This window comes from Acidimicrobiales bacterium (assembly GCA_022452145.1).
Classification (GTDB): Bacteria; Actinomycetota; Acidimicrobiia; order Acidimicrobiales; family MedAcidi-G1; genus UBA9410.
This window is the reverse complement of the sequence record JAKURY010000014.1, coordinates 33,116-56,820: the sequence shown is the minus strand read 5'-3', so window position 1 is coordinate 56,820 and position 23,705 is coordinate 33,116. Positions and strand designations below refer to the sequence as shown.

Genomic DNA, 23,705 nt, shown 5'->3' with positions numbered 1-23,705 from the left:
CCCCCACGCATTTCTACTCTCTTTATGAACTCGCCGGGCTGCATTTCTCCGGTTTGCATGACGTCTCCGGCCTGCTAGTCTCCCGCAGCCAAGAAGGCTCCTGCCAGGAAGGCTCCCGCAGCCAAGAAGGCTCCTGCCAAGAAGTCTCCGTTTGGTGCGAAGTTTGTGGAACAGCAGAAGAAGGCCCTCCTCGAGGAGCGCGCCCGCTACGTGCGTAGTGCCGACAGCCTGCAGGCCGAGGCGGACTCGTTGCTCGAGGACCGTGATCCTGGTGACGTCCAGTTCGACGACGAGTCGGGCGAGGGCGACACGCTCGCTGTGGAACGCGACCTGGACCTCGCCCTGAGCGCCCAGGCCCGAGATGCGGTCGACCAGATCGACGCCGCCCTGGAACGGATCCGCACTGGCGTCTACGGGGTCTGCGTCGCCTCGGGCAAGAACGTGCCCAAGGAACGACTCAAGGCCATCCCGTGGGCCGCCCAGCGGGTCGAGTTCAAGGTCGGGGGACTGGGTAGGCGGTGACCGTCGTCGCCGGCCCGCGGCGCCGGTGGAAGGCGTCGGCGGTGGTGGGTACCACGGTCCTGGTCGTCGACCAGCTGACCAAGTGGTGGGCCTCCGAAGTGCTCGCCGATCAGACCATCGACATCTTCTGGACCCTGCGGCTCCGACTCGTCTTCAACACCGGAGCGGCCTTCAGTCGGGGTGAGGGCCTCGGCCCGATCCTCGCAGTCTTGGTGCTGGTCGTGATCGTGCTCCTGGTCCGCCAGGGTGCGGTCACGGTGGATCCGGTGGCCAGGGTCGCCGTAGGTGCGATCGTGGGCGGGGCCATCGGCAACCTCTCGGACCGTGCCTTCCGGGACGACGCTGGCTTCCTGGGCGGTGCCGTGGTCGACTTCGTCGACCTGCAGTGGTGGCCCGTGTTCAACCTGGCGGACGCGACGATCGTCGTGGCCGGGGGGCTCGTCGTCTGGCGTGGTTGGCGACGATGACTGACGGGGCCGGCTTCCGGGAGGCCATACCTCCTGCCCTGGACGGCGAGCGCATCGACCGGGTGGTATCCCTCCTGGCCTACGTGAGCAGGAACCGGGCGGCCGGTGCCCTGGCGGCCGGAAGCGTGTCCGTAGACGGCCAGGTGGTGTTCCAACGGTCCCGTCGGCTCCGGGAGGGTGAGGAGTTGGTGGTCACCGGCTTCGAGCGCGAGGCGGTCCACGTGCCCGAGCCGGACTCGTCGATCAGCGTTCCGCTGTTGTACGCCGACGACGACGTCCTCGTCGTGGACAAGCCGGCAGGCCTCGTTGTCCATCCCGGCGCCGGCAACTCGACAGGTACCCTCGTCAACGGGCTCCTGGCCAGCCACCCGGATATCGCCGGCGTCGGCTCGGCGGCCCGGCCGGGCATCGTGCATCGGCTGGACCTGGGTACGTCCGGGGCGCTGGCCGTCGCCCGCAACCAGGCGGCCTACGACTCCCTCGTGGCCCAACTGGCGGACCGTTCGGTCGGACGTCGCTACGAGGCGCTGGCTTGGGGGCTGTTCGAGGCGGCTGACGGCGTGGTGGATGCCCCGGTCGGGCGGTCACCCAGGGACCGAACCAGGATGGCCGTGGTCGGTTCGGGCCGACCGGCCAGGACGGGCTACAAGGTGATGGCCATCTGGAGGGATCCCGAGGTCTCGCGGGTGTCGTGCCGGCTCGAGACCGGGCGGACCCACCAGATCCGCGTCCACCTGGCGGCCATAGGACACCCACTGGTGGGCGACGGCACCTACGGTGGGGAGCGGAGCGGGCTGGTGCTGGATCGGCCGTTCCTGCACGCCGCCCACCTGTCCTTCGACCACCCGGTGACCGGCGACCACCTCGCCTTCGATGCGCCGCTGCCTGCCGACCTCCGCGAGATCCTTGATGGCCTCGGCGAGCCTGAGTCGCTGGATCGGCCCGCCGAGCAGACGACGTGAACCCGCCGGTCCCCTAGGCGTCAGGCCAGGAGGCCTCACCGCGGGCCATGGTGGCGATGGTCTCGAGGGTGAACGAGTCCAGGTAGCTGCGCATGTGGCTCCCGGCGCTCGCCCAGATGGAGAGCAGGACGCACTGGCCCTCGTGGTCGCAGGCCCCGTCGGTGTGGGGATCGCTGAAGTCGCCGGCCACTATGGGTCCGTCCACGGCGGCCACGATCTGGGAGAGCAGGATCAGCGACGGTTGGCGTGCCAGGACGTAGCCCCCGCCGACGCCCCGCTTGGACCGGACCAGGCCGGCGCCCTTCAGGGCCAGCAGGATCTGTTCCAGGTAGGGCTGGGGAAGCCCGGTCTTGTCGGCGATCTCGCGGACCGATCGGGGAGTCTGGCCGTCGCCGTGGAGGGCGAGGGACAACAGTGCGCGGCTGGCGTAATCACCCCGCGTCGAGACCTTCACGTCGGTGGATCCTAGACCCGGTGCTCCCGGCACCAGCGATGTCGGCCCATGGTGGTCGCCTGTCGGTGGAGCCGACAGTACGGTCGGCCCGTGCAACCTGCCGAGGTAGATGCCCAACCGGTCGCCCCGGCGTACGACGCAGCGTGCGTGACGGCCCTGGTGCCGGCCCTGCTGCATGGTGACCTTGTACCCGGTGGTTGGCCGTCGTGGCTACCAGGAGAGGTGCTCGGGTCCCGCCGGATCCTCCTGCTGGTCCTGGACGGCCTGGGCTGGGAGCAGTTGAGGTCCCGTTCGGCGGCCGCTCCGAACCTGGCGGCCCTCGCCGGCGGACCGATTACCACGGTCGCCCCCAGCACGACGGCGGCCGCCCTCACCTCGATATCCACCGGCGTGGCGCCTGGACTCCACGGGGTGGTCGGGTATCGGATCGCCGTCGGGGCTCCGGAGGGGGCGGCCCACGCCGAGGTGTTGAACGCTCTGCGGTGGACCACCGGGGACGGGGATGCCCGACGACGGCACGATCCCCGGGAGTTCCAGCCCTGCGAGCTGTTCGAAGCGCAGTGGCCACCGGTGGTGACCCGGGAGGCTTTCGCCGAGTCGGGGTTCACGGCCGTCCACCTGTCCGACACCCGCCTCATGGGGTACCGGGATCGGGACGGCCTCGTGTCCAGGGTTCTCGAGGCCTTCGACGGCGGTGAGCCGTTCGTATACGCCTACTGGGACGACATCGACCGAACGGCCCACGAATTTGGGTTGGCCGATCGCTACGAGGAGGAGCTGGCGGCGTGCGACGCCATGGTCGCGGAGCTGGCCACCCGGCTTCCTGCGGGTACTGCGATCGTCGTCACCGCCGACCACGGCCAGGTCCACGTGGGGGACCAGCTCATCGACCTTCCGCAGTCCGTGACCAGGCTGGTGGACGGACAGAGTGGCGAGGCCCGGTTCCGGTGGCTTCACGCCCGCGCCGGGTCTGCCGGCGACCTGCTGGAAGCCGCCCACGAGGCCTTCGACGCTGTCGGCTGGGTCCGCTCGGTGGACGAGGTGGTTACTGCCGGGTGGCTGGGACCCGAGGTGACCGCCGTGGCGAGGGCGCGGCTGGGCGACGTGGCGGTGCTGGCCCGAGACCCAGTGGCCTTCGTGGATCCCGCCGAGGCGATGTCGTTCCACCTGATCGGTCGTCACGGCTCCATGACGGTCGACGAGATGCTCGTTCCGGCCCTGGCCGTGGTCACCTGAGGAGTGGCTCCGAACACCGACGGATGGAGCCCGATGGTCGCCCACCCGGGGGGTGTCGATCGGCATAGAGTCCGGGACGATGCCGGACGATGACCCACAGCCACCGGAGACGGTGGAACCCGAGGTGCTGACCGACCCCACGGAGGTGGTCGGGGAGGGATCGGGCGACGAGGTGGACGATGTCGACGAGTCGATCGAGCATCCCGGCAAGGTCATACGGGTGGGCACGATGATGCGCCAATTGCTCGAGGAGGTGCGATCGGCACCCCTGGACGAGCCCAGCCGGGATCGACTCCGGGAGATCTACGCGACCTCGGTGGCCGAGCTTGGCTCAGCGCTCTCGGCCGACCTCCGGGACGAGTTGGAACGGCTGGCGCTTCCCTTCGGGGAGGAGGCGGCGCCCAGCGTGGACGAACTGCGGATCGCCCAGGCCCAGCTGGTGGGATGGATGGAGGGCCTGATCCAGGGCATCCAGGCCACCCTGTTCGCCCAGCAGATGGCCGCCCAGCAGCAGTTGGCGGGCATGCGGCGTCCGGAACTGGCGCCTGGTGACCCGGTCGACGGTCCGGAGACCCGGCACGGCACCTACCTGTGACCTGAGCGTTCAGATGAGCAGCGGGTTCACCCACCTCCACGTCCACACCGAGTTCTCCATGCTGGACGGAGCGGCACGGGTCGACGAGCTGGTGGACGCTGCAGCGGCCGACGGTCAGACGGCGCTGGGGATCACCGACCACGGAAACATGTACGGGGTCCTGGACTTCTACAGGGCCTGCCGGGACCGCGGGATGAAGCCGATCCTGGGTACGGAGGCCTACATGGCCCATGACACCCGCTTTGAACGGCCGTCGCGCCGGGGCCGGGTGGACGACTCCGGCGGCCAGACCGACGGTGGCCGCAAGCTCATGTACCACCTGACCCTCCTCGCCGAGAACGACGTGGGCTACCGCAACCTCATCCAGGTGGCCAGCCGGGCGTTCCTGGAGGGCTACTACTACAAGCCACGGGTCGACTGGGAGGTGCTGTCCGAGCACAGCGAGGGACTCATCGCCACCACGGGATGTCTCGGCGGCCATGTGCTCCAGGCCCTGATGCGTGACGACTACGACGACGCCCTGACCAAGGCGGCCCGCCTGCAGGAGATCTTCGGAAGGGAAAACCTCTTCGTCGAGCTCCAGGATCACGGGATGCCCGAACAGCACCGGACCAACCCGCAGCTGGAGCAGATCGCACGGGAGCTCAGGGCACCCCTGCTGGCAACCAACGACAGCCACTACATCCGCAGGGAGGACGCCCGGGCCCACGACGCCCTGCTGTGCGTCCAGACCGGCTCGCTCATGAGCGACCCGAACCGGTTCCGGTTCTCCGGCGAGGAGCACTACCTCAAGACCTCGCACGAGATGCGGGAACTCTTCCGGGACCTCCCCGATGCGTGCGACAACACGTTGTGGATCGCTGAACGGTGCAACGTGGAGATCCAGTTCGGCAATCCCCGGCTTCCGGACTTTCCGATCCCGGAGGGATTCGAGGACGCGGACGCCTACCTCGAGCACCTGACCTTCGAGGGGGCACGACGCAGGTGGGGCGCCGAGCTCGAGGACACGGTGGTGGAGCGCCTGGCCTACGAACTGCGGACCATCAGGGACATGGGGTTCTCGTCGTACTTCCTCATCACCTGGGACCTCATCCGCCACGCCCGCGAGCAGGACATCCGGGTCGGCCCCGGGCGGGGTAGCGCAGCTGGCTGTGCCGTGGCGTACAGCCTCCGGATCACCGACCTGGATCCGATCCGGTACGACCTGCTCTTCGAGCGCTTCCTGAATCCCAGCCGGATCTCGATGCCGGACATCGACATGGACTTCGACTCCCGGTTCCGGGACGAGATGATCCGCTACGCCGCAGAGAAGTACGGACGGGACCATGTCGCCCAGATAGTTACCTTCTCCCAGATCAAGGCCCGGGCCGCCGTGCGCGACGCCGCCCGGGTGCTGGGCTACCCGTACCTGATGGGAGACCGCATCGCCAAGGCCATGCCGCCTCTGATCCTGGGCCGGGACACCCCGCTGGCCGCATGTCTCACCGAGACCGAGAAGCACGCCGACGGATACAAGATGGCCGCTGACCTGCGCGAGATGTACAGGGGCGACGACGACGTGCGATCGGTGGTCGACGTCGCCAAGGGCCTGGAGGGGCTTCGTCGCCAGGATGGGATCCACGCGGCGGCCGTGGTCATTACGCGGGAGGCACTCACCGAGTACCTCCCCATCCAGCGCAAGCCGGAGTCGGGCCAGGATCCCGACGACGCCCCGGTCGTCACGCAGTACGAGATGCACGGTGTCGAGGACCTGGGCCTACTCAAGATGGACTTCCTGGGCCTCCGGAACCTGGATGTGATCACCGACACCCTTGCCCACGTGGATCGGATCCGCGGAGAGGTCGTCGACATCGACGACGTGGACCTGGACGACGGGCCGACCTTCGAGATGCTGGCCCGGGGCGACTCCATAGGGGTGTTCCAGCTGGAGTCCGGCCCGATGCGTGCCCTGATGCGTTCGCTGTCCCCGACGAGCTTCGAGGACGTGGCCGCCCTGGTGGCCCTCTACCGGCCCGGGCCGATGGCGGCCAACATGCACAACGACTATGCCGATCGAAAGAACGGCCGGCAGGCGGTGAACTACTTCCACCCGGATGCCGAGGAACTCCTGGCCGACACCTACGGCCTCATGATCTATCAGGAATCGGTGATGCGGGTCGCCCAGAAGTTCGCTGGCTACTCGCTGGCAGAGGCTGACAACCTCCGGAAGGCCTGTGGCAAGAAGATACGGGAGCTCATGCAGAAGGAGCGTGCGTCCTTCGTGGGTGGCTGCGACGCCACCGGCTACGGCACGGCCCTGGGCGAGGAACTGTTCGACGTCATCGAGCAGTTCGCCGACTACGCCTTCAACAAGAGCCATTCGTACGGCTACGGCCTGATCGCCTACCAGATCGCCTATCTCAAGGCCCACTATCCGGTGGAGTACCTGGCGGCCCTGCTGACAAGCGTCAAGTCGAACCTGGACAAGGCCGCCGTGTACCTGAACGAGTGCCGGGTGCTGGGCATCGTCGTGGACGTACCGGACATCAACGTGGCACGTTCGGACTTCGAGCCGGTGCCCGCGCCGGACGCCAGGCCGGGGGAGTCGCCGGGTCGGATCGTCTTCGGGCTCTCCGCAGTGCGCAACGTGGGTGAGGGGATGGTGGAGTTGATCGAGGTCGAGCGGGCCGCCAACGGACCCTTCGCTGACTTCTACGACTTCGCGGAGCGCTGCGACACCATGGTGCTCAACAAGCGGACGGTCGAGTCGCTGATCAAGGCTGGGGCATTCGACGCCCTGGGCCACCCTCGCCAGGGGCTCCTCCATGCCCACGAGCAGATAATCGACCACACGGTGGCCCGCCGTAAGGAACACGACATGGGGGTCATGTCGCTGTTCGGCGAGAGCACCGAAGGCCCGGACTTCGACGAGCGTGCGGTGGTGGCCGACGTGGAGTTCGACAAGAACACACGGCTGGCATTCGAGAAGGAGATGCTCGGCCTCTACGTGTCAGACCACCCGCTGCGCGGCTACGAGGGGGCGCTGCGACGCCGATCCGAATCCAGCATCGACGACCTGGCCGAGGTCGATGACGGGTTGATCAGGGTGGTCGGCGGGGTGGTCACGAACCTCTCCAAGAAGTGGACCAGACGCGGGGACCTGATGGCCGTCTTCGACCTGGAGGACCTGGGTGGAGCGATGGAGGTCATGGTCTTCCCGAAGACGATGGCCGAACACGGCCACAAGCTGGAGGACGACAGGATCGTGCTGGTCAAGGGGCGGGTCGATCGACGGGACGACCTTCCCAAGCTGATCTGCCACGAGGTCGAGGTCCTGGAGGTCTCTCAGCTGGAGCAGGCCAGGCCGGTACGCGTGCGGCTGCCGGTGGAGAGCATCCGTGAGGAGACCATCGAGGAGCTCAAGGTGCTGCTGGTGGCCCATCCCGGCGACTCCGAGGTCTACCTCCACCTGGGCGACAGCCAGGTGCTGCGCCTCCCGGACGACTTCTCGGTGGATCCGGCCAGTGGACTGGTGGGCGAGATCAGGGTGCTGCTGGGAGCGGACTCGGTTCTGGTCGGTTGAGTTTTCGGATGACCGGCCCCCCCCGATCGGCCCCCTGCGGCCCCCGGTGAGCTGCCGGGTTGGGAACAAGGCCATCGACCGGCAGGATGGAGTGGGTACCACAGGCGGATTCGGAGGCATCTGGGCCGATGGCTATCGAGGTCGAGACCAAGGACTGCACGATGCTCGGCGACGCCGAGATCGAGGAGATGGCGGATCTCTGCGCCATGGGGCCGAACCCATTCGGCATCGGGCTGATCTCCAAGCAGACCGAGGAGTGGGTGCTCATCACCACCGTCCGCGAGGGTGGCCGCCTGAAGGGCTTCGCCTTCTGCACCCTGGAGCGCATCGGCGGGACGCCGAGCGTCATCGTGGGCCTGGCCTCGGTTCACAGGACCTCCAGGCGTGACACGGTGCTCCGGGCGCTGGTCGCCGAGCAGTTGCGTCGGGCCGTGCTCGCCTTCCCGGACGAGGACGTGATCATCGGCTCCCGGTTCAACGAACCCTCGGGGTTCGAGGCCTACAGGGCCCTCTCCGACATCGTCCCCCGTCCCGGCCACAAGGCCTCCGGCGAGGAGAGGGCGTGGGGTCGACGGTTCGTGAAGCGTTTTGGCCTATCCACCCTGGCCTACGACGAACGCCGCTTCGTCTCACCGGGCAAGGGCACCCAGGCCTGCCTGTTCGACCACTCCAGCCTCAAGCCGGAGAAGATCGAAGCGGACGTGGCCGCCTACTTCGATGCGCTGGACGTGGCGAACGGCGACGTGCTGGTGGCCTTCGGCTGGGCGCTCGCCGAGGACCTCGAGAAGCACCTCTGATCCGGCGGTGGCGCCGCCTCCGGTGACCGTCTCCGACGCCCTGGGCTACCGCAGGTCCTGCCGGTCGTTCACTCCCGAACCCCTGGCCGCCGGCCTGCTTGACGACCTCGTCGACCTGGCACGACGCACCCCGACCGCCGGCAACTGCCAGGGCGTCGAGTTCCTGGTCCTGGAGGGCGTCGACGTGGGGGCCTACTGGGACACCACCCTTCCCGCCGATCGGCGTGGGGGGTTTCCCTGGCCGGGGCTCCTGAATGTCCCAGCACTCGTCGTGCCGTTCGGCCTGCCAGGTCTCTACGTATCCCGCTACGGGGAACCGGACAAGGCGCCGACCGGCCTCGGCGCCGGCTCGGAGGCATGGACGGTCCCGTACTGGTTGACCGACGCGGCGTTCGCGGCCCTGGCCCTCCAGCTCCTGGCCGTCGAGACGGGCCTGGCCTGCTGCTTCTTTGGGCTCTTCGAACACGAGGATGCGGTACGTCGCCGCTTCGGCGTTCCCGACGAGGCCCGCGCCGTCGGCACGGTGGCGATCGGCCATCCGGAACCATCCGCAGCCCGCTCCAGCCGGTCGGCAGCCAGGGGCCGGCGTCCGCTCGGCGAGGTCCTGCACCGCGGCTCCTGGTGATCCGGTCGCTGGTCTCTCCGTGTGTCCGGGTTGCGGTGCCGGAGGATCCTCCGACATGGGCCCGAATGGGAGGGTCGATGGGAGGGTCGGTAGTGTCCGGCCCGTTGGCGTGACCGTGCGCCACGTCCGGAGGAGACCGCATGACTGAGGAATCGTCTGAGAGCGCCGAGATTCCGGCCCTGCTGCCGATCGTCGACTACCTGCGCCTCGGGGACGACCCGCACCTGGAGGCCAGTGAGTGCACCGGCTGTCAGGCCCGCTACTTCGACCGGCGCAATGCCTGCGCGAAGTGTGGGAAGGATGAGTTCAGGCCCGTGCGCGTCGCGGACGACGCCACCCTGCGCTCCTTCAGCATCGTCTACCGGGCGGCCCCCGGCATACCGGTGCCGTACGTGTCGGCCATCGTGAAGACCGATGACGGCACCTCGGTGCGGGCCAACGTGGTCGGGCTGGAGGACCCGATGACAGCGGAGCTGGGAATGCGCCTCCGGTTCACCACCTTCAGCTGCGGCACAGACGACAACGGCACCGACTGCGTGGCCTTCGGCTACGCGGCTGCCTGACCCTACGGACGATAGAAGGAGAACTAGGAATGAGCGACGCAGTCTGGATCCTCGGAACGTCCATGACCCGGTTCGGCCGCTACCCGGAGCTGGACGCGGTCGACCTGGCCTCGCGGGCTTGCATGGACGCGTTGGCGGACGGCGGGGTGACCATCCACGACATGGACGTGATGGGCGCCGGCACGCTCTTCCAGGCCCAGTCGGGCATGGGCCAGCGGGTGCAGAAGCAGATCGGCCAGACCGGCATACCGGTGTTCAACGTGACCAACGCGTGTGCCACCGGGGCGACGGCCCTGCGCACCGTCTACCTCTCGATCAAGGCCGGGGAGGCGCAGATGGGCCTGGCCTTCGGCGTAGAGCAGATGGGCAAGATGGGCCTGCTGCGTGGTGGCAGCAAGGCCGAGGAGAAGGTCTTCGAGCCCACAGGCCGCTACGGAGCGGTGACCGGCGTCGACGGCATCCTCGGGACCGAGACGATGCCCGGCGTCTTTGCCCAGGCGGGCATGGAGTACGCGTGTGACTACGACGGCGTCGGCTTCGAGCAGTTCGCCAGGGTGGCCTACAAGAACCACCAGCACTCCACGCTGAACCCGTTGGCCCAGTACCGCAAGGAGTTCTCCATGGAGGAGATCATGGGCTCACCGGTGCAGAGCTACCCCAACACCCTGCTGATGTGCTGTCCGACCGGCGACGGTGCGGCCGCCGCCGTGTTGGTCTCCGAGGAGCGCCTCCGCTCCATGCCCGACGATGTGCAGAAGCGGGCCGTGAAGATCTCGGCCTCGGTGCTGACTAGTGACCCCTGGGTGGAGAGCGGCCAGGTACAGCCTGACGTGAACACCCTGACCCGCAACGCCGCCGCCCAGGCCTACGAGGCGGCCGGCGTTGGCCCGGAGGACTTGGACCTCGTCGAGTTGCACGACTGCTTCGCTACCGCCGAGCTGATCCACTACGACAACCTAGGCCTCTGCGAGCGTGGCGGTGCCGGCGAGTTCATCGACTCGGGTGGCCCCTTCCGCGACGGTCCGACCCCTGTGAACGTCTCGGGCGGGTTGATCTCCAAGGGTCACCCGATCGGCGCCACCGGCGTGGCCAACGTCTACGAGGTCACCACCCACCTCCGTGGCGAGGCCGGCGACCGCCAGATCGAGGGCGCGAAGGTCGGCCTGACACACGTGATCGGCCTCGGCTCGGCGTGCGGCATCCACATCTTGGAGAAGGCGGCTGCCTAAATCTGGAAGCCCTGACCTGCCACGTAGGTAGGGCCAAGCCGGTCATGCATTCATCTGCTCGCGCACCTTCATCATTGCCACATAGTCGCCGACCGGCTGGACCTTCGCAGTCCCGGCGGAGACGATCGGGAACAGGCCGGTGAATATCTGTCCCGCGTCGTCGGCATCGACCACGAAGAAGAAGTCATGTCCGGGTGGATCCACCCAGGCGCCGATCACCTCGTTCACGTTCTCTTTGAGCGTGCCGAGCACTGCACCGAAGGTCTCGGCAACCACAGCCTCGTCGTGCGCTGGACAGGTGGTCTCGTCGTGGTGGTGGGTGATGTGGAAGAGCACTGGTGGGCCTCCTGATTGTCGTTGGCTACGGGTGGCATTGATAGCAGGCCTGTGGCCCACGACGGCCGGGTGGTCAGGACCTCAGCCCAGTTCGGCCCGGAGGCCGTCGGGGGTGTCCACCGGGGCCCGGCATGCGAAGTCCCGGCAGACCCATGCGCGGTCCCCGTCACGGCCCTCCCAGAGCGGGCCCGGGATGCGCTCACCCCATGACAGGACCACGTTCGGTCGCCATGTCCCGCCGGCCGCGGCCACCAGATCCGGTCGGTCGCCGGTGACCACCACCTCGGTGATTCCCGAGTGGAACAGGTCGACGGCACCCAGCAGGTGGCCGAACGCCGTGGGGTGCTCGGCCACTCGGTCGCCGAGGAGCCGCAGCACGCCCTCAGCGGCCTCCGTATAGCGGCTGTCGCCGACCAGGGCTCCGAGGCGGAGCAGGCCGACGGCGGCAAGGCTGTTGGCCGACGGCTGGGCGTTGTCCATCAGGTCCTTGGGACGCCTGACCAGGGCCTCTGCGTCGCTGCCGGTCATGTGGAAGCCGCCGTTGGCATCGTCGCTGAAGCGCTCCAGCAGGACGTCGGCGCTGCAGATGGCCGCCTCGGTCCAGCGGGCCTCGCCGGTGGCCTCGCCCAGCCGGGTCAGGCCGTCCACCATCGCCGCATGGTCGGCTGCGTAGCCGAGCGCCCTGGCGCCTCCGTCGGCCTGCCAGGAGCGCAGCCATCGGCCGTCGGCGCGTTGCAGCGTCCTGCACAGAAAGTCGCCGTTGGTCCGGGCGGCCTCCATCCAGTCTTCGCGGCCCATCGCCATGGCGGCATCGGCCAGGGTGGCCAGCATCAGGCCGTTCCACTCGGTCAGGACCTTGTCGTCAAGGCCCGGACGGACCCTGGCCTCCCGTCGGGCGAAGAGGGCCTGTCGGGCCCGCTCCACGTCGTCGGGCCTCGACAGGTCGCCGCGGACCGGCCTGTGCAGGATGTTGGCGCCTTCGAAGTTGCCGTTCTCGGACATCCCGTACCAGGAGACGGCAGCGTCGGCATCGACCCCGCACACCTCACGGACCTCTGCCTCAGACCAGACGTAGAACTTTCCTTCGACTCCCTCGGAATCGGCGTCCTCCGCCGAGAGGAACCCGCCGTCGGGGTGGCGGAGGTCTCGCAGCACGTATTCGATGGTCTCGGATGCCACCTGCCGCCAATGGTCGTGTCCGAGGACCTGCCAGCCGTGCAGGTAGGCGCGGGCCAGGAGGGCGTTGTCGTAGAGCATCTTCTCGAAGTGGGGGACCAGCCAGTAGCGGTCCACCGAGTAGCGGGAGAACCCGCCACCAAGGTGGTCGTAGATCCCGCCTGAGGCCATGGCATCCAGTGTCCGTGTGAGAATGAGATTCGCCGGTATGTCCCCGGTGGTGGCGATGTGGCGCAGCAGCGCCTCGAGGTTCATGGCCTGTGGGAACTTGGGGGCTCCACCGAATCCACCCCACTCAAGGTCGTGGACCTGGACCATGTGGACGGCGGCGCCGGCGAGGGTCCGGGGACCCGGGGGCGCGTCGGAGGGCTCCACCTCGGCGTGGCGGCCCATCGTGGCGGTGAGCCGGTCGCCCATGCCGTCCAGGTCGTCACGACGGTTCTGCCAGGCTTCGCTGACCGCGGCCAGAACCTGCGGGAAGGAGGGCATCCCGCCCCTGGGACGGTCCGGCCAGTAGGTGCCGCCGTGGAAGGGTCGTCCGTCTGGATGGCAGAACACTGTCATGGGCCAGCCGCCCCGACCGGTCAGGGAGGTGACGGCATCCATGTAGATCGAGTCGACGTCGGGACGCTCCTCCCGGTCCACCTTCACGTTCACGAAGCCCTCGTTCATGGTCGCGGCGATGACCGGGTCCTCGAACGACTCGTGGGCCATGACGTGGCACCAGTGGCACGCCGAGTAGCCGACGGACAGCAGGATGGGCACGTCCCGTTCGACAGCGGCGGCCATTGCAAGCGGTCCCCACGGGTACCAGTGGACGGGGTTGTCGGCGTGCTGTCGCAGGTAGGGGCTGGTCTCGTCGCCGAGGAGGTTCATCGCCCGGACCTTAGTGATGGCCCGCTGCGTTGCCGCCGAGACCCTGGTGGCGGCCCGTTGCGTTGCCGCCGGGCTCCGCCGACGGATAGCGGCCAGCGGGCGGGCACGCTGGCAGACTGCCGGGATGCAGCGGTGGATCCTCGGTGCCCGACTCCCGACGCTGCCAGCTGCCGTAGTCCCGGTACTGGTGGGTACCGCCGTGGCTGCCGGGTCCGGGATCGTCTGGTGGCGGGCCGCCGCCGCCCTCGTGGTGGCCCTCGCACTCCAGGTGGCGGCGAACTACGCCAACGACCTCTCGGACGGCGTGAGGGGCACCGACGGCCAGGACCGGGTGGGGCCGCAACGCCTCGTGGGATCCGGCCTGGCCACCCCGCAGGAGGTCCGGCTAGCGATGCTGGGCGCCTTCGGCGTGGCTGCCGTGGCCGGCCTCCTCCTGGCGGCAGCGGTCACGCCGTGGCTCCTGGTGGTCGGAGCCGCGTCGATGGCCGCCGGCTGGCTCTACACGGGCGGACCGAGTCCCTACGGATACCTGGGCCTGGGCGAGGTGTTCGTCTTCGTCTTCTTCGGCCTGGTGGCGACCGTCGGCAGCACCTACGTGCACCAGCGGCAGGTACCCGCCGTGGCCTGGGCGGCGGCCACCGCCGTGGGACTCCTGGCCTGTGCCCTGCTGGTGGTGAACAACCTGAGGGACCGTCCGGCCGACGCCGAGGCCGGCAAGCGCACGTTGGCCGTCCGCATGGGCGACCGTAGGACCCGGGTCCTCTACGTCGTCCTGGTGGACGGAGCCCTGGTCGTGGGCTCCCTGTGCGCCCTGGACCGGCGTTGGGCATTCCTGGTCCTCGGCGCGGGGGTCCTGGCCGGCCCGGCCGTGCGGGTGGTGCTGGGCGGAGCCGAGGGTCGGGACCTGATCGGCGTGCTGGAGCGGACCGGAAGGACGCAGCTGGCGGCAGGGATCCTGTTGGCCGCCGGCCTGGCGCTCTCAGCCTGATCGGCGACCGTGGTTCTGGCGCTTTCGGCCTGACCGGGAGCCGTCGGATCCGGTCAGGCGGTCAGGCCCGGGTTGCGGTGAGCAGCTGGGCTATTCCGCCGCTGCACCGCTCCTTGGCCACGCTGACGAAACCGGCTGACGCGATTGTCGCCAGCAGGTCCTCCTCGGATGGCAGGTATGCCACCGATCGTGGCAGGTAGCGGTAGGCGTCACGGTCGGAGAGCAGGCCGCCGATGAAGGGCACCACCCGCCCGAAATAGAGGCCGTGTCCCAGGCGCAGTAACGGGTTCGGTGGGCTGTCCACCTCCAGGATGGCGATCCGGCCACCCGGTCGCAGGGCGCGGGCCAGCTCGGCGAAGAAGGGCTCGAGGCCGATCAGGTTGCGCAGGGCGAACCCACAGGTGACGCCGTCCGCCGCGCCGTCGGCCACCGGGAGGCGCAGGGCATCGCCGTGCACCAGCGGGGCGCCGGTACGGGCGGCGGCCAGCATTCCCCAGGAGAGGTCCATGCCGATCGGTGCCAAGCCGGCCCGCTCCAGGTCCCGGCAGAGGTCGCCGGTGCCACAGGCCAGGTCCAAGACGACGGAGCCGTCGGGGAGGTCCAGCCGGCGGACGGTCCGGCGCCGCCACTGCACGTCGAGGCGGAACGTCATGATCCTGTTGACCAGGTCGTAGCGGGGAGCGATGGCATCGAACATCGACCGCATGGCGGTCGCCTTCGCCTCCCCCTCGGGAAGGGGTTGCGTCGGATCTGGAGTGGGGGAGTCGGAGGCGCTCATGGGCACCGACGGCTCACTCGAACCAGATGCGCTGGTGTTCCCGACTGACCGGGTGCACCAGGAGCACCAGTAGGACGACGGGGAACAGCAGGGCGAAGGCGAGGCTCATCGGGCGGCCGAGCCCGTACCACTGCAGAGGCAGGAGCACGTTCAGCACCGCTGCGGCTATGCCGAGCCGCCAGCCCCAACGACGGTCGTTGGCGATGGCCCATGCCGCAGGGAACATCGCCACGCCGATCAGCAACTGAACTTCGCCCCTGACGAGGCTGAAGAGCCCCTCGATGTAGAGGAGCATCGTCGCGCTGAGCAGGGTCTGGGGATGGCTGCGGTTCAGCCAGCGTCTGGGTTCCACGGCGGACAGTCTGTCAGGGGCGGGGCTGGATGCGGCCCGACGACGACGGCGCCGTGCCGACTGCCCGCCGGACCGGATCGGCGACCCGGGAGGTGTCCCGGCCGCCCACCCGGTCGGCCCGGAGCTGCCCGCAGGCCGCATCGATGTCGGTGCCACGTGTGCGCCGGACTGTGACGTTGGCACCCCGGGAGCGGAGCTCGTCGGCGAAGGCCCTGACCCGGTCGGGTGCCGAGCCGCGGGTGGGCCAGCCGGGGGTGGGGTTCAGGGGGATCAGGTTGATGTGGGCGCCCAGGGGTCTGGCGTAGGCAGCCAGGCGCTCGGCATCGACGGGGCGGTCGTTGGTGTCGTGGATCAGCGCCCACTCGAAGGAGAGGCGGCGACCGGTGGCGGCGACGTGTTCGGCGCATGCCCGGGCCAACTCGGCCAGCGGCCACCGTCGGTTGATGGGAACCAGCTCGTCCCGTAGCCCGTCGTCGGCGGCGTGCAGGGACACGGCCAGGTTCACCGGTAGCTCCTCGGTGGCCAGCCGCCTGATTCCGGGGACCAGGCCCACCGTGGAGATGGTCAGGTGGCGTGCCGAGAGCCCCAGGTCACCGTGGATCCTCTCGACGGCTGCCCAGGTCCTGTCGTAGTTGGCCAGCGGTTCCCCCATGCCCATGAAGACCACGTTGGAGACCCGCCGGTCCCCGGCCTCCAACTGGGCCCGCACGACCTGTTCGAGGATCTCGCCGGTCGACAGGTGGCGGTCGAAGCCCATCTGGCCGGTTGCGCAGAACCCACAGGCCATGGCACAGCCGACCTGTGTGCTCACACAGACCGTGGACCGGTCGTCGTAGTGCATGAGGACCGTCTCGATCAGGGCACCGTCGGCCAGCTTCCAGAGCCACTTGACGGTGTCGCCACCGTCGCCCTCGGAGCGGGTGTCCAGGGCCAGGGCAGCCGGCAGGCGTTCGAGGAGTTCCCGGCGGAGGTCGGTGGGGAGCGTGGTGATCTGGTCGGGCTCGGCGAGGTCGCGGTAGAGGCCCTGCCAGAGCTGGTCCAGCCGGTAGGCCGGTTGGCCGTCGAGCAGGTCTGACAACTCCTGGCGGTCCAGGTCGTACCGGCTCCTGGGACGACCGTCCACCGACCCGGAGTCGATCCGCTCGTTCACCGGACGATGCGCTGGTAGGCGCGGTTGGTGAACTCCTTGTCGAACCCGAGGCCCCAGTACATCCGGAGTGCTGGTCGGTTGTCGGACTCGACGTAGAGGATGGCGTGGCGGAGCCCACGACCGGCCAGGTGTGCGAGGCCGGCCAGGGTGAGTGCCCGGCCCAGGCCCCTGCCGTGGTGCTCGGGGTGGACGGCGATTGCATATATCTCGCCCAGCGGCGGGGACTGTTCGGCATGCACCTTTGTCCAGCAGAAGCCGGCCAGGTCGCCGTCGACCTCGTGGAGCAGGAAGCCCTCCGGGTCGTACCACGACTCGGACTGCCGGGCCTGCAGTACTTCGAGCGTCATGCCTCCCTGCTCGGGGTGCCAGTCGAAGGCCAGGTTGTTCACCGCCAGGAACCCTTCGGCGTCCTCCGGGGTGAACGGGCGGGTGGTCAGGTCGGTAGGCAGTGCCGGAAGCTCCCGACGGAGGCGGAGCAGGTCGCGATGTGGTGTGAAGCCGGCGGTCGTCGGTACCTGATCGCTCCGCGGGCCGACCCGCTCGATCCAGAACTCGAGGCGTCCTCCGCCCTGTATGGACACGGCTTGCGTGGCCGCCTCGAGCATGCGGCAGCCACGTTCCGCGTGGTTGCCGGCCTCCGGGCCGTCGGCGGGAAGGTCGAGGTCGACGGTCCACCTCCGCAGCTCGACGTCCGGATGTTCCGGGTCGCCGGTCAGGGTGGCGGTGTCGGTTCCGTCCGAGACGGTGAACCGGTCCATGGCCGGTGAGGCTACCGTCGGCCCCCATGGGACGACCCCGGTCTGCGAAGGGTCGGGCCGGCGAGACCCATCGTCGGCTCGCCGACGAATATCCGGATGCAGAGTGCGAGCTCGACCACGATGGACCGTTTCAGCTCCTGGCGGCCACCATCCTGTCTGCACAGTGCACCGACAAGCGGGTGAACATGGTTACCCCGGCCCTCTTCGCCGCATATCCGCGGCCTGAGGACCTTGCCGGGGCCGTGCCCCACGAGTTGGAGGAGATCGTCCATTCCACCGGCTTCTACGCCAACAAGGCGAGGAGCCTGCTCGGCATGGCCCAACGCCTCGTCGAGGTGTTCGACTGCGTGGTGCCGGGTGGCATGGTCGACTTGACGTCACTTCCGGGAGTTGGTCGCAAGACTGCAAACGTCGTGCGGAGCGTGGCCCTGGACCTGCCGGGGCTGCCCGTGGACACCCACGTCGGGAGGTTGTCACGGCGTCTGGGGCTGACGACGGAGACCGATCCGGTCAAGGTGGAGTACGAGCTGAACCCCATGGTGCCCATGGCCGAGCGCGGCGTGTTCAGTATGCGCCTAATCCTCCATGGTCGGCGTGTCTGCCCGAGCCGAAGGCCCCGCTGCGGTGAATGCGTCCTGAACGACTTCTGTCCGGCCTCGGAGGTCTGATCACGTCGACAAGCATGAGACGAATGACACATGCCAATGTGAATCAGAACCGCTTCTAGCACGCTTCCCGGTGTAGTACCTTCCCCCTGCCGGGTCCCGCCACCTGGCCGCGAGGAGCGGGTTCCCGCCACCCACCTCGCCCGTTCGGCGCCCTCAGGGGCGCCGAACGACGTTTTGTGGTGGAGGCGAACGACATCCGTTGGTAGACACCAACCGGTGGTCAGTCGCCGAGGGTGGCCCGGCGGGAGCGCTCCAACTCCCTCATCGCACCCCTGAGGTGGCGTTCGACCTCCAGGAGCGCCGGTCGCTCCCCGGCCCGGACCCCGTCCCCCTGTTCAGTCAGGGCGACCACACGGCGCACCAGGTCTGCCATCTGGGTGGCGATCGAGGAGAGCTCAGCGGAATTGCCGGTGTCCATGGTGGGAGTCTGCTCCTGTGGGCCGGTCCGGTCCAACGGCATCCGAAATGCCCTCCGATGCTCCCGGCGACGGCCGGTAGCGTGATGGGATGCTCCGGCGCCTGGACCTCCGCGGCCCCCTCGGAGACCTGCGAGCCGTCCTGCCCCGACCGACGACCGGTGGCGACGGACCCCTGAACGCCGTACGGGGCATCATCGCCGACGTCCGTGAGCGGGGTGACACGGCCCTGCGTGAGCTGACCGCCCGGTTCGACGGGGTGGACCTGGAAACCGTCGTCGTGGACCCCGCAGACGTGGCCTCGGCACCGGCCCGCATAGATCCGGCGGTCCTGGGTGCGCTGGAGGTCGCCGCGGCGGCCATCCGCCGACACCACGAGGGACAACTACGTGCGGAGCACCGAACCGATGACGACGGGCTGTGCGTGCGGTCGCTCAGCCGCCCGGTGGAACGGGCCGGCTGCTACGCACCGGGCGGTCGGGCCGCCTACCCGTCCACCGTCCTGATGACCGTGGTACCGGCCCGGGTGGCTGGGGTGGAGGTCGTCGTGCTGTGCGTGCCCCCGGGCCCGGACGGCCGGGTCGCCGACGCGACCCTGGCGGCCGCAGCCGTGGCGGGGGTGGACGCCGTCTACGCCGTGGGCGGCGCCCAGGCCGTGGCGGCCATGGCCTACGGCACGGCGAGCATTCCCGCCGTGGACGTGATCGCCGGCCCGGGAAACGTCTACGTGGCCCTGGCCAAGCGCGAGGTGGCCGGACAGGTCGGCGTGCCGTCGGCGTTCGCCGGCCCGTCCGAGGTCGTGGTGGTCGCCGACGCCACGGTTCCGCCGGAATTCGCCGCCATCGACGTCGTGGCCCAGGCGGAGCACGGTCCCGATGGCCTGGCATGGCTCGTCACCTGGGACGAGGCGGTCTCCGAGGCCGTGGAGGCCGAGGTCGTCAGGATCGCCGAGGCGGCACCGCGACGCTCTGACATCACCGCGACGCTGGCGGCGTCCGGCTGGAGCGTGCTGGTGGACGGTCCCGAGGAGGCGCTGGCAATCGCCGATGCCATCGCCCCCGAGCACCTCCAGCTCATGGTGGCAGACGCCGGCGACATGGCCGAGCGGGTCCGCAACGCGGGCGCCGTCTTCTGTGGACCGTGGTCGCCTGCATCGCTCGGCGACTACGTGGCCGGCCCCAGCCACGTCCTGCCCACTGCCGGGACGGCCCGGTTCGCCGGAGCACTCACCGTCTCCGACTTCACCAGGGACATCCACCTGATCACCGCCGACCGCCCAGCGCTGCTGCGGCTGGCCCCGCACGTGGTTGCCCTTGCCGGCGCCGAGGGCCTGGACGCCCACGCCGAGTCGGTGCGTCTGCGCACGGCCTGGACGGACGGGTCCGACGATGGGTGAGCGCCCGGTCGCCCGAACCGACCTGGCTTCGGAGTCCGGCTACCACTCGCCCCAGCTCGACGTCGACGTCCGGCTGAACACCAACGAGTCGCCGTTCCCTCCTCCGCAGGGCTTCGTCGAGGCGGTGGCCGAGGCAGCCCGCGGCATCGACTGGAACCGCTATCCGGACCGGTCCGCGACGCGTCTGCGCTCTGCCCTGGCCGCCCGGTACGGCGTGGACGTCGAACAGGTTTTCGCCGCCAACGGCTCCAACGAGGTACTCCAGAGCCTGCTGCTGGCCTACGGCGGCGCCGGGCGTTCCGTGGCCGTATTCGAGCCCACCTACGCCATGTACTCACAGATCGCACGGACCACCGGAACGCGCCTGCTGCGGGGCTGTCGGGACACGGACTTCACCGTCGTCTCCGGTGACGCCTGCGAGTTCGTGGACGGAGAGCGCCCCGACGTGGTCATCCTCTGCTCGCCCAACAACCCCACGGGGACGCTCGACCCGGAGGGACTGGTGACCGAGTTGATCCAGGTGACCGGACCGTACGGTGGCCTCCTGGTGGTAGACGAGGCCTACGGGCAGTTTGCCCCGGGCAGCGCCGTGGGACTGGTTGCCGAGGACCGCTCCCTGGTCGTGAGCCGGACCTTCTCCAAGACATGGGCCATGGCCGGAGCCCGACTGGGCTACCTGGTCGCCCCCTCATGGTGCGTGGCCGAGTTGCAGAAGGTGGCACTGCCGTACCACCTCGATGCCCTCAAGCAGGAGACCGGGGTACTGGCCCTGGCACACTCCGGAGCCATGGACACCCGGGTGGCACGCCTGGTCGAGGAGAGGGAACGGGTGGCCGCGACCCTGGCCTCGCTTCCGGTGACCACGTGGCCGTCGGCGGCCAACTTCATTCTCTTCCGTCCCGAGGACCGGTCCGGCGCCGATGTCTGGCAGGGCCTCGTCGACCGGTCGGTGCTGGTCCGGGACTTCACGACGATGACGGGCGTAGAGGGGTGCCTGCGCGTCACGATAGGAAGCCACGACGAGAACGACCGATTCCTCGATGCCCTCCGGGAGGCGCTGACATGACGACCCGATCCGCCAGCAGGGAACGGACGACCACGGAGACGGCGATCGTCGTCTCGATCGACCTGGACGGGGGAGCGGTGTCTGCGGCCACCGGCATCCCATTCTTCGACCACATGCTCCACCAGTTGGGGCGCCACAGCGGCTTCAGCCTGGAGGTCCGGTGTGACGGCGACCTCGAGATCGACGCGCACCACACCGTCGAGGACGTGGGCATCGCCATCGGCGAGGCCTTCGCAGAGGCGCTGGGCGACAAGGCCGGCGTGCGGCGTTTCGCCTCCATCCGGGTGCCGCTCGACGAGGCCCTGGTGGACGTGGCTCTGGACCTTTCCGGTCGTCCCTACCTGCACCACGAGGTGGACTTCCCGGGCGAGAAGATCCTCGGCGACCCGCCGTTCGATCCCCAGTTGATGGAGGAGTTCTGGCGGGCCTTCACCGTCGCCGCCCGGATCACCCTGCACCTGACCCTGGTCCGCGGGAAGAACACCCACCACATCGTCGAGGCATCCTTCAAGGGCGTCGCCAGGGCGCTGCGGGACGCGGTGCGAGTCGACGGCGGAGGCGTGCCCTCCACCAAGGGAAGCCTGTGACGAGACCCCTGGTCGCCGTCCTCGACTACGGCATCGGGAACCTGCGCTCCGCCCAGAAGGCCCTCCAGCGCGTCGGCGCCGATGCCCGGCTGACCGATGACCCGGACCTGGTGGCACGTGCCGACGGGGTCGTGTTGCCAGGAGTCGGCGCCTTCGGCCGGTGCGTGGAGGCGCTGGGCTCCTCCGGCCTGACCGGTGTGGCCACCGACGCAGCCCTCGAGGCGATGGGTGGCGGTCGGCCGTTCCTGGGAATCTGCGTCGGCCTGCAACTCCTCTACGAGGGGAGCGGCGAATGTCCCGAAATGCTGGGCCTGGGCGTGATGGACGGACGGGTCGACCTGCTGGCGGGTGACGTGAAGCGGCCCCAGATGCAGTGGAACCGACTCGAGTGCCGGCGGGACCACCCCATGTTCGATGGCCTGGGCGAGGAGCCATGGACCTACTTCGTCCACAGCTACGCCGCAGCGGTCGGACCCGACACGGTGGCCACCTGCCGGTATGGCACCGAGGTCTGCGCCGCCGTAGCCAGGGGCAACCTCTGGGCGTGTCAGTTTCACCCCGAGAAGTCGGGCGACACCGGACTCCGGATCCTGACCAACTTCGTGGAGGCCCTGGCCACGGTGCCCGCATGAGCGCCGCCCCGGCACTGTTTCCGGCGATCGACCTCCGGGACGGACGCTGCGTCAGGCTCATGCAGGGGGACTACGACCGGGAGACCGTCTACGGCGACGACCCGGTGGCCCAGGCCCGGGCTTTCCAGGAGGCCGGTGCCGCGTGGGTACACATCGTCGACCTGGATGCCGCCCGTACCGGCGAGCCGGTGAACCGCCCGGTGGTCTCAGCGGTCGCCGAGGCCCTGGACATCGGGGTCCAGGCCGGGGGCGGTGTCCGTACGGTCGACGACGCCCGGGCGCTCTTCGACGCCGGCGTCACCCGCGTGGTGATGGGCACCGCTGCGATCGAGTCACCCGACCTGGTGACCTCGGTGGCCGCCATCGGCCGCGTAGCCGTGGGCCTCGACGTACGCGGCGACGAGGTGGCGGTGCGCGGCTGGACTGTCGCCAGCGGCCTCGGCCTGTACGACGCCCTGGATCGGTTCTCCACGCTCGGCACCGATGCCTTCGTGATCACCCGGATCGAGCGGGACGGCACCCTCGGGGGTCCCGACCTCGACGGGCTGGGCGGGGCCCTGGCGGCGACCGGGATAGACGTCGTGGCCTCGGGCGGAGTGGGCAGCCCGTCCGACCTGGAGAACCTGGCAGACCTGGAGGTGGATGGTCGGCGCCTTGCGGGAATCATCATCGGACGGGCCATTTACGAGGGGACGGTGGACCTGGCGACAGCCGTCCGGACGCTGGGCGGCCGCTGATGCAGACCGTCAGGGTCGTGCCCTGCCTCGACGTGGACGGGGGTCGTGTCGTCAAGGGGGTCAACTTCGTGGGCCTGCGGGATGCAGGTGACCCGGTGGAGTTGGCTGCCCGCTACGACCGTGAGGGCGCCGACGAGCTGGTGTTCCTCGACATCAGGGCCTCGGTCGACTCCAGGGACACAACGATCGACATGGTCCGCCGGACCGCCGAAGAGGTGTTCATACCATTCACCGTGGGAGGCGGCATCCGCTCGGTGGAGGATGCCCGGGGAATTCTGCGCGCGGGCGCCGACAAAGTGTCCGTGAACACGGCGGCGGTCGACGGGCCGGAGCTCGTAACCGGACTCGCCGCCGAGTTCGGAATCCAGTGCGTGGTCGTGGCCGTGGACGCCAGACGCAGCACAGCGGTGCCCAGCGGCTTCGAGGTCTTCACCAATGGTGGCCGCACACCCACTGGTCGCGACGCCGTGGCCTGGGTCGCAGAGGTGGTGGCGCTCGGTGCCGGCGAGATCCTCCTCACCTCGATGGACCGCGACGGCACTCGTGACGGGTTCGACATCGAGATGCTGAAGGCCGTCGGGGCGGTGGCCACGGTGCCCCTCATCGCCAGCGGAGGCGTGGGCGACCTGGACCACCTGGTGCAGGGCGCGACCGAAGGTGGGGCCGACGCGGTGCTGGCAGCATCCATATTCCACTTCGGCGAGCACACGGTGGCCGACGCCAAGCGGCACCTGGCCGGGGCCGGTGTCGCCGTGCGTCCCCCCGCCGCCTGACGGC

At 69.2% G+C, this 23,705-nt stretch carries 26 protein-coding genes; 18 read left to right on the top strand and 8 right to left on the bottom strand.

The genetic code is table 11. The features are described from left to right. The first annotated feature begins 165 nt into the window (after positions 1–165). From MK177_06930 to MK177_06920, 3 genes are read left to right on the top strand one after another with little or no spacing between them, the layout of a single operon-like run. Complete coding sequence (locus tag MK177_06930) at positions 166–522, top strand: hypothetical protein (GenBank protein MCH2427052.1); 357 nt, start codon at positions 166–168, stop codon at positions 520–522. Continuing rightward, complete coding sequence (gene lspA / locus MK177_06925) at positions 519–989, top strand: signal peptidase II (GenBank protein MCH2427051.1); 471 nt, start codon at positions 519–521, stop codon at positions 987–989. Before MK177_06930 ends, lspA begins: the two co-directional genes overlap by 4 nt. Beyond that, on the top strand, positions 986–1,951 hold the full coding sequence (locus MK177_06920; protein MCH2427050.1) for an RluA family pseudouridine synthase: 966 nt from the start codon (positions 986–988) through the stop codon (positions 1,949–1,951). Before lspA ends, MK177_06920 begins: the two co-directional genes overlap by 4 nt. Before the next feature lie 13 nt (positions 1,952–1,964). Here the strand turns inward: MK177_06920 and MK177_06915 are convergent, their stop codons facing one another. Beyond that, positions 1,965–2,405: an Rrf2 family transcriptional regulator gene (locus MK177_06915; protein MCH2427049.1), complete on the bottom strand. Its 441-nt coding sequence runs from the start codon at positions 2,403–2,405 to the stop codon at positions 1,965–1,967. 147 nt (positions 2,406–2,552) lie between these two features. Between MK177_06915 and MK177_06910 the strand changes: the two genes are divergently transcribed. From MK177_06910 to MK177_06880, 7 genes are all read left to right on the top strand, one after another. Continuing rightward, a complete protein-coding gene (locus MK177_06910; GenBank protein ID MCH2427048.1) occupies positions 2,553–3,641 on the top strand; it encodes an alkaline phosphatase family protein in 1,089 nt (362 codons plus the stop codon). 79 nt (positions 3,642–3,720) lie between these two features. Next, positions 3,721–4,236, top strand: coding sequence for a bacterial proteasome activator family protein (locus MK177_06905; GenBank protein ID MCH2427047.1), 516 nt, complete (start codon positions 3,721–3,723; stop codon positions 4,234–4,236). A gap of 13 nt (positions 4,237–4,249) precedes the next feature. Next, complete coding sequence (gene dnaE, locus MK177_06900; GenBank protein MCH2427046.1) at positions 4,250–7,798, top strand: DNA polymerase III subunit alpha; 3,549 nt, start codon at positions 4,250–4,252, stop codon at positions 7,796–7,798. A 128-nt stretch (positions 7,799–7,926) separates the two neighbouring features. After that, entirely contained in the window at positions 7,927–8,595 is a 669-nt protein-coding gene (locus MK177_06895; GenBank protein ID MCH2427045.1) for a hypothetical protein, read from the top strand. Between the two features lie 7 nt (positions 8,596–8,602). After that, positions 8,603–9,220 carry a nitroreductase family protein gene (locus MK177_06890; GenBank protein ID MCH2427044.1) on the top strand — a complete coding sequence of 206 codons (618 nt, stop codon included), beginning with the start codon at positions 8,603–8,605 and terminating at the stop codon, positions 9,218–9,220. Between the two features lie 140 nt (positions 9,221–9,360). After that, positions 9,361–9,783: an OB-fold domain-containing protein gene (locus tag MK177_06885; GenBank protein MCH2427043.1), complete on the top strand. Its 423-nt coding sequence runs from the start codon at positions 9,361–9,363 to the stop codon at positions 9,781–9,783. Positions 9,784–9,812: 29 nt separating this feature from the next. Beyond that, positions 9,813–11,012, top strand: a complete 1,200-nt coding sequence (locus tag MK177_06880) for a thiolase family protein (GenBank protein ID MCH2427042.1) — start codon at positions 9,813–9,815, stop codon at positions 11,010–11,012. A gap of 42 nt (positions 11,013–11,054) precedes the next feature. Here the strand turns inward: MK177_06880 and MK177_06875 are convergent, their stop codons facing one another. After that, positions 11,055–11,348 (bottom strand): hypothetical protein, encoded by a 294-nt coding sequence (locus MK177_06875; GenBank protein MCH2427041.1) that lies wholly within the window; start codon positions 11,346–11,348, stop codon positions 11,055–11,057. Positions 11,349–11,429: 81 nt separating this feature from the next. Then, positions 11,430–13,400, bottom strand: a complete 1,971-nt coding sequence (locus MK177_06870; GenBank protein ID MCH2427040.1) for a thioredoxin domain-containing protein — start codon at positions 13,398–13,400, stop codon at positions 11,430–11,432. 16 nt (positions 13,401–13,416) lie between these two features. Here MK177_06870 and MK177_06865 point away from each other — a divergent pair, with 16 nt between their 5' ends. Next, positions 13,417–14,388 (top strand): 1,4-dihydroxy-2-naphthoate polyprenyltransferase, encoded by a 972-nt coding sequence (locus MK177_06865; GenBank protein MCH2427039.1) that lies wholly within the window; start codon positions 13,417–13,419, stop codon positions 14,386–14,388. Between the two features lie 61 nt (positions 14,389–14,449). Here MK177_06865 and MK177_06860 read toward each other — a convergent pair whose 3' ends face one another. The 4 genes from MK177_06860 to mshD are packed head-to-tail and all read right to left on the bottom strand — an operon-like array spanning position 14,450 to position 17,426. Continuing rightward, positions 14,450–15,166 carry a ubiquinone/menaquinone biosynthesis methyltransferase gene (locus tag MK177_06860; protein MCH2427038.1) on the bottom strand — a complete coding sequence of 239 codons (717 nt, stop codon included), beginning with the start codon at positions 15,164–15,166 and terminating at the stop codon, positions 14,450–14,452. Positions 15,167–15,179: 13 nt separating this feature from the next. Beyond that, positions 15,180–15,518 carry a hypothetical protein gene (locus MK177_06855; protein MCH2427037.1) on the bottom strand — a complete coding sequence of 113 codons (339 nt, stop codon included), beginning with the start codon at positions 15,516–15,518 and terminating at the stop codon, positions 15,180–15,182. Between the two features lie 13 nt (positions 15,519–15,531). Beyond that, complete coding sequence (gene rlmN / locus MK177_06850) at positions 15,532–16,668, bottom strand: 23S rRNA (adenine(2503)-C(2))-methyltransferase RlmN (GenBank protein ID MCH2427036.1); 1,137 nt, start codon at positions 16,666–16,668, stop codon at positions 15,532–15,534. Beyond that, positions 16,665–17,426, bottom strand: a complete 762-nt coding sequence (mshD, locus tag MK177_06845; protein MCH2427035.1) for a mycothiol synthase — start codon at positions 17,424–17,426, stop codon at positions 16,665–16,667. Before mshD ends, rlmN begins: the two co-directional genes overlap by 4 nt. 26 nt (positions 17,427–17,452) lie before the next feature. On the opposite strand from mshD, the gene nth reads away from it, so the two are divergent. Next, entirely contained in the window at positions 17,453–18,094 is a 642-nt protein-coding gene (gene nth, locus MK177_06840) for an endonuclease III (GenBank protein MCH2427034.1), read from the top strand. A gap of 220 nt (positions 18,095–18,314) precedes the next feature. Here the strand turns inward: nth and MK177_06835 are convergent, their stop codons facing one another. Next, positions 18,315–18,512 (bottom strand): hypothetical protein, encoded by a 198-nt coding sequence (locus MK177_06835; protein ID MCH2427033.1) that lies wholly within the window; start codon positions 18,510–18,512, stop codon positions 18,315–18,317. 89 nt (positions 18,513–18,601) lie between these two features. On the opposite strand from MK177_06835, the gene hisD reads away from it, so the two are divergent. The 6 genes from hisD to hisF are packed head-to-tail and all read left to right on the top strand — an operon-like array spanning position 18,602 to position 23,701. Continuing rightward, positions 18,602–19,906, top strand: a complete 1,305-nt coding sequence (gene hisD, locus MK177_06830; GenBank protein ID MCH2427032.1) for a histidinol dehydrogenase — start codon at positions 18,602–18,604, stop codon at positions 19,904–19,906. Next, positions 19,899–20,972, top strand: a complete 1,074-nt coding sequence (gene hisC / locus MK177_06825; GenBank protein ID MCH2427031.1) for a histidinol-phosphate transaminase — start codon at positions 19,899–19,901, stop codon at positions 20,970–20,972. The genes hisD and hisC overlap by 8 nt, the downstream gene beginning before the upstream one ends. Further along, positions 20,969–21,559 carry an imidazoleglycerol-phosphate dehydratase HisB gene (hisB, locus tag MK177_06820; protein MCH2427030.1) on the top strand — a complete coding sequence of 197 codons (591 nt, stop codon included), beginning with the start codon at positions 20,969–20,971 and terminating at the stop codon, positions 21,557–21,559. Before hisC ends, hisB begins: the two co-directional genes overlap by 4 nt. Further along, positions 21,556–22,191, top strand: coding sequence for an imidazole glycerol phosphate synthase subunit HisH (gene hisH, locus MK177_06815; GenBank protein ID MCH2427029.1), 636 nt, complete (start codon positions 21,556–21,558; stop codon positions 22,189–22,191). Before hisB ends, hisH begins: the two co-directional genes overlap by 4 nt. Further along, positions 22,188–22,928, top strand: a complete 741-nt coding sequence (hisA, locus tag MK177_06810; protein ID MCH2427028.1) for a 1-(5-phosphoribosyl)-5-[(5-phosphoribosylamino)methylideneamino]imidazole-4-carboxamide isomerase — start codon at positions 22,188–22,190, stop codon at positions 22,926–22,928. Before hisH ends, hisA begins: the two co-directional genes overlap by 4 nt. Continuing rightward, complete coding sequence (gene hisF / locus MK177_06805; GenBank protein MCH2427027.1) at positions 22,928–23,701, top strand: imidazole glycerol phosphate synthase subunit HisF; 774 nt, start codon at positions 22,928–22,930, stop codon at positions 23,699–23,701. The genes hisA and hisF overlap by 1 nt, the downstream gene beginning before the upstream one ends. Positions 23,702–23,705: the final 4 nt, after the last annotated feature.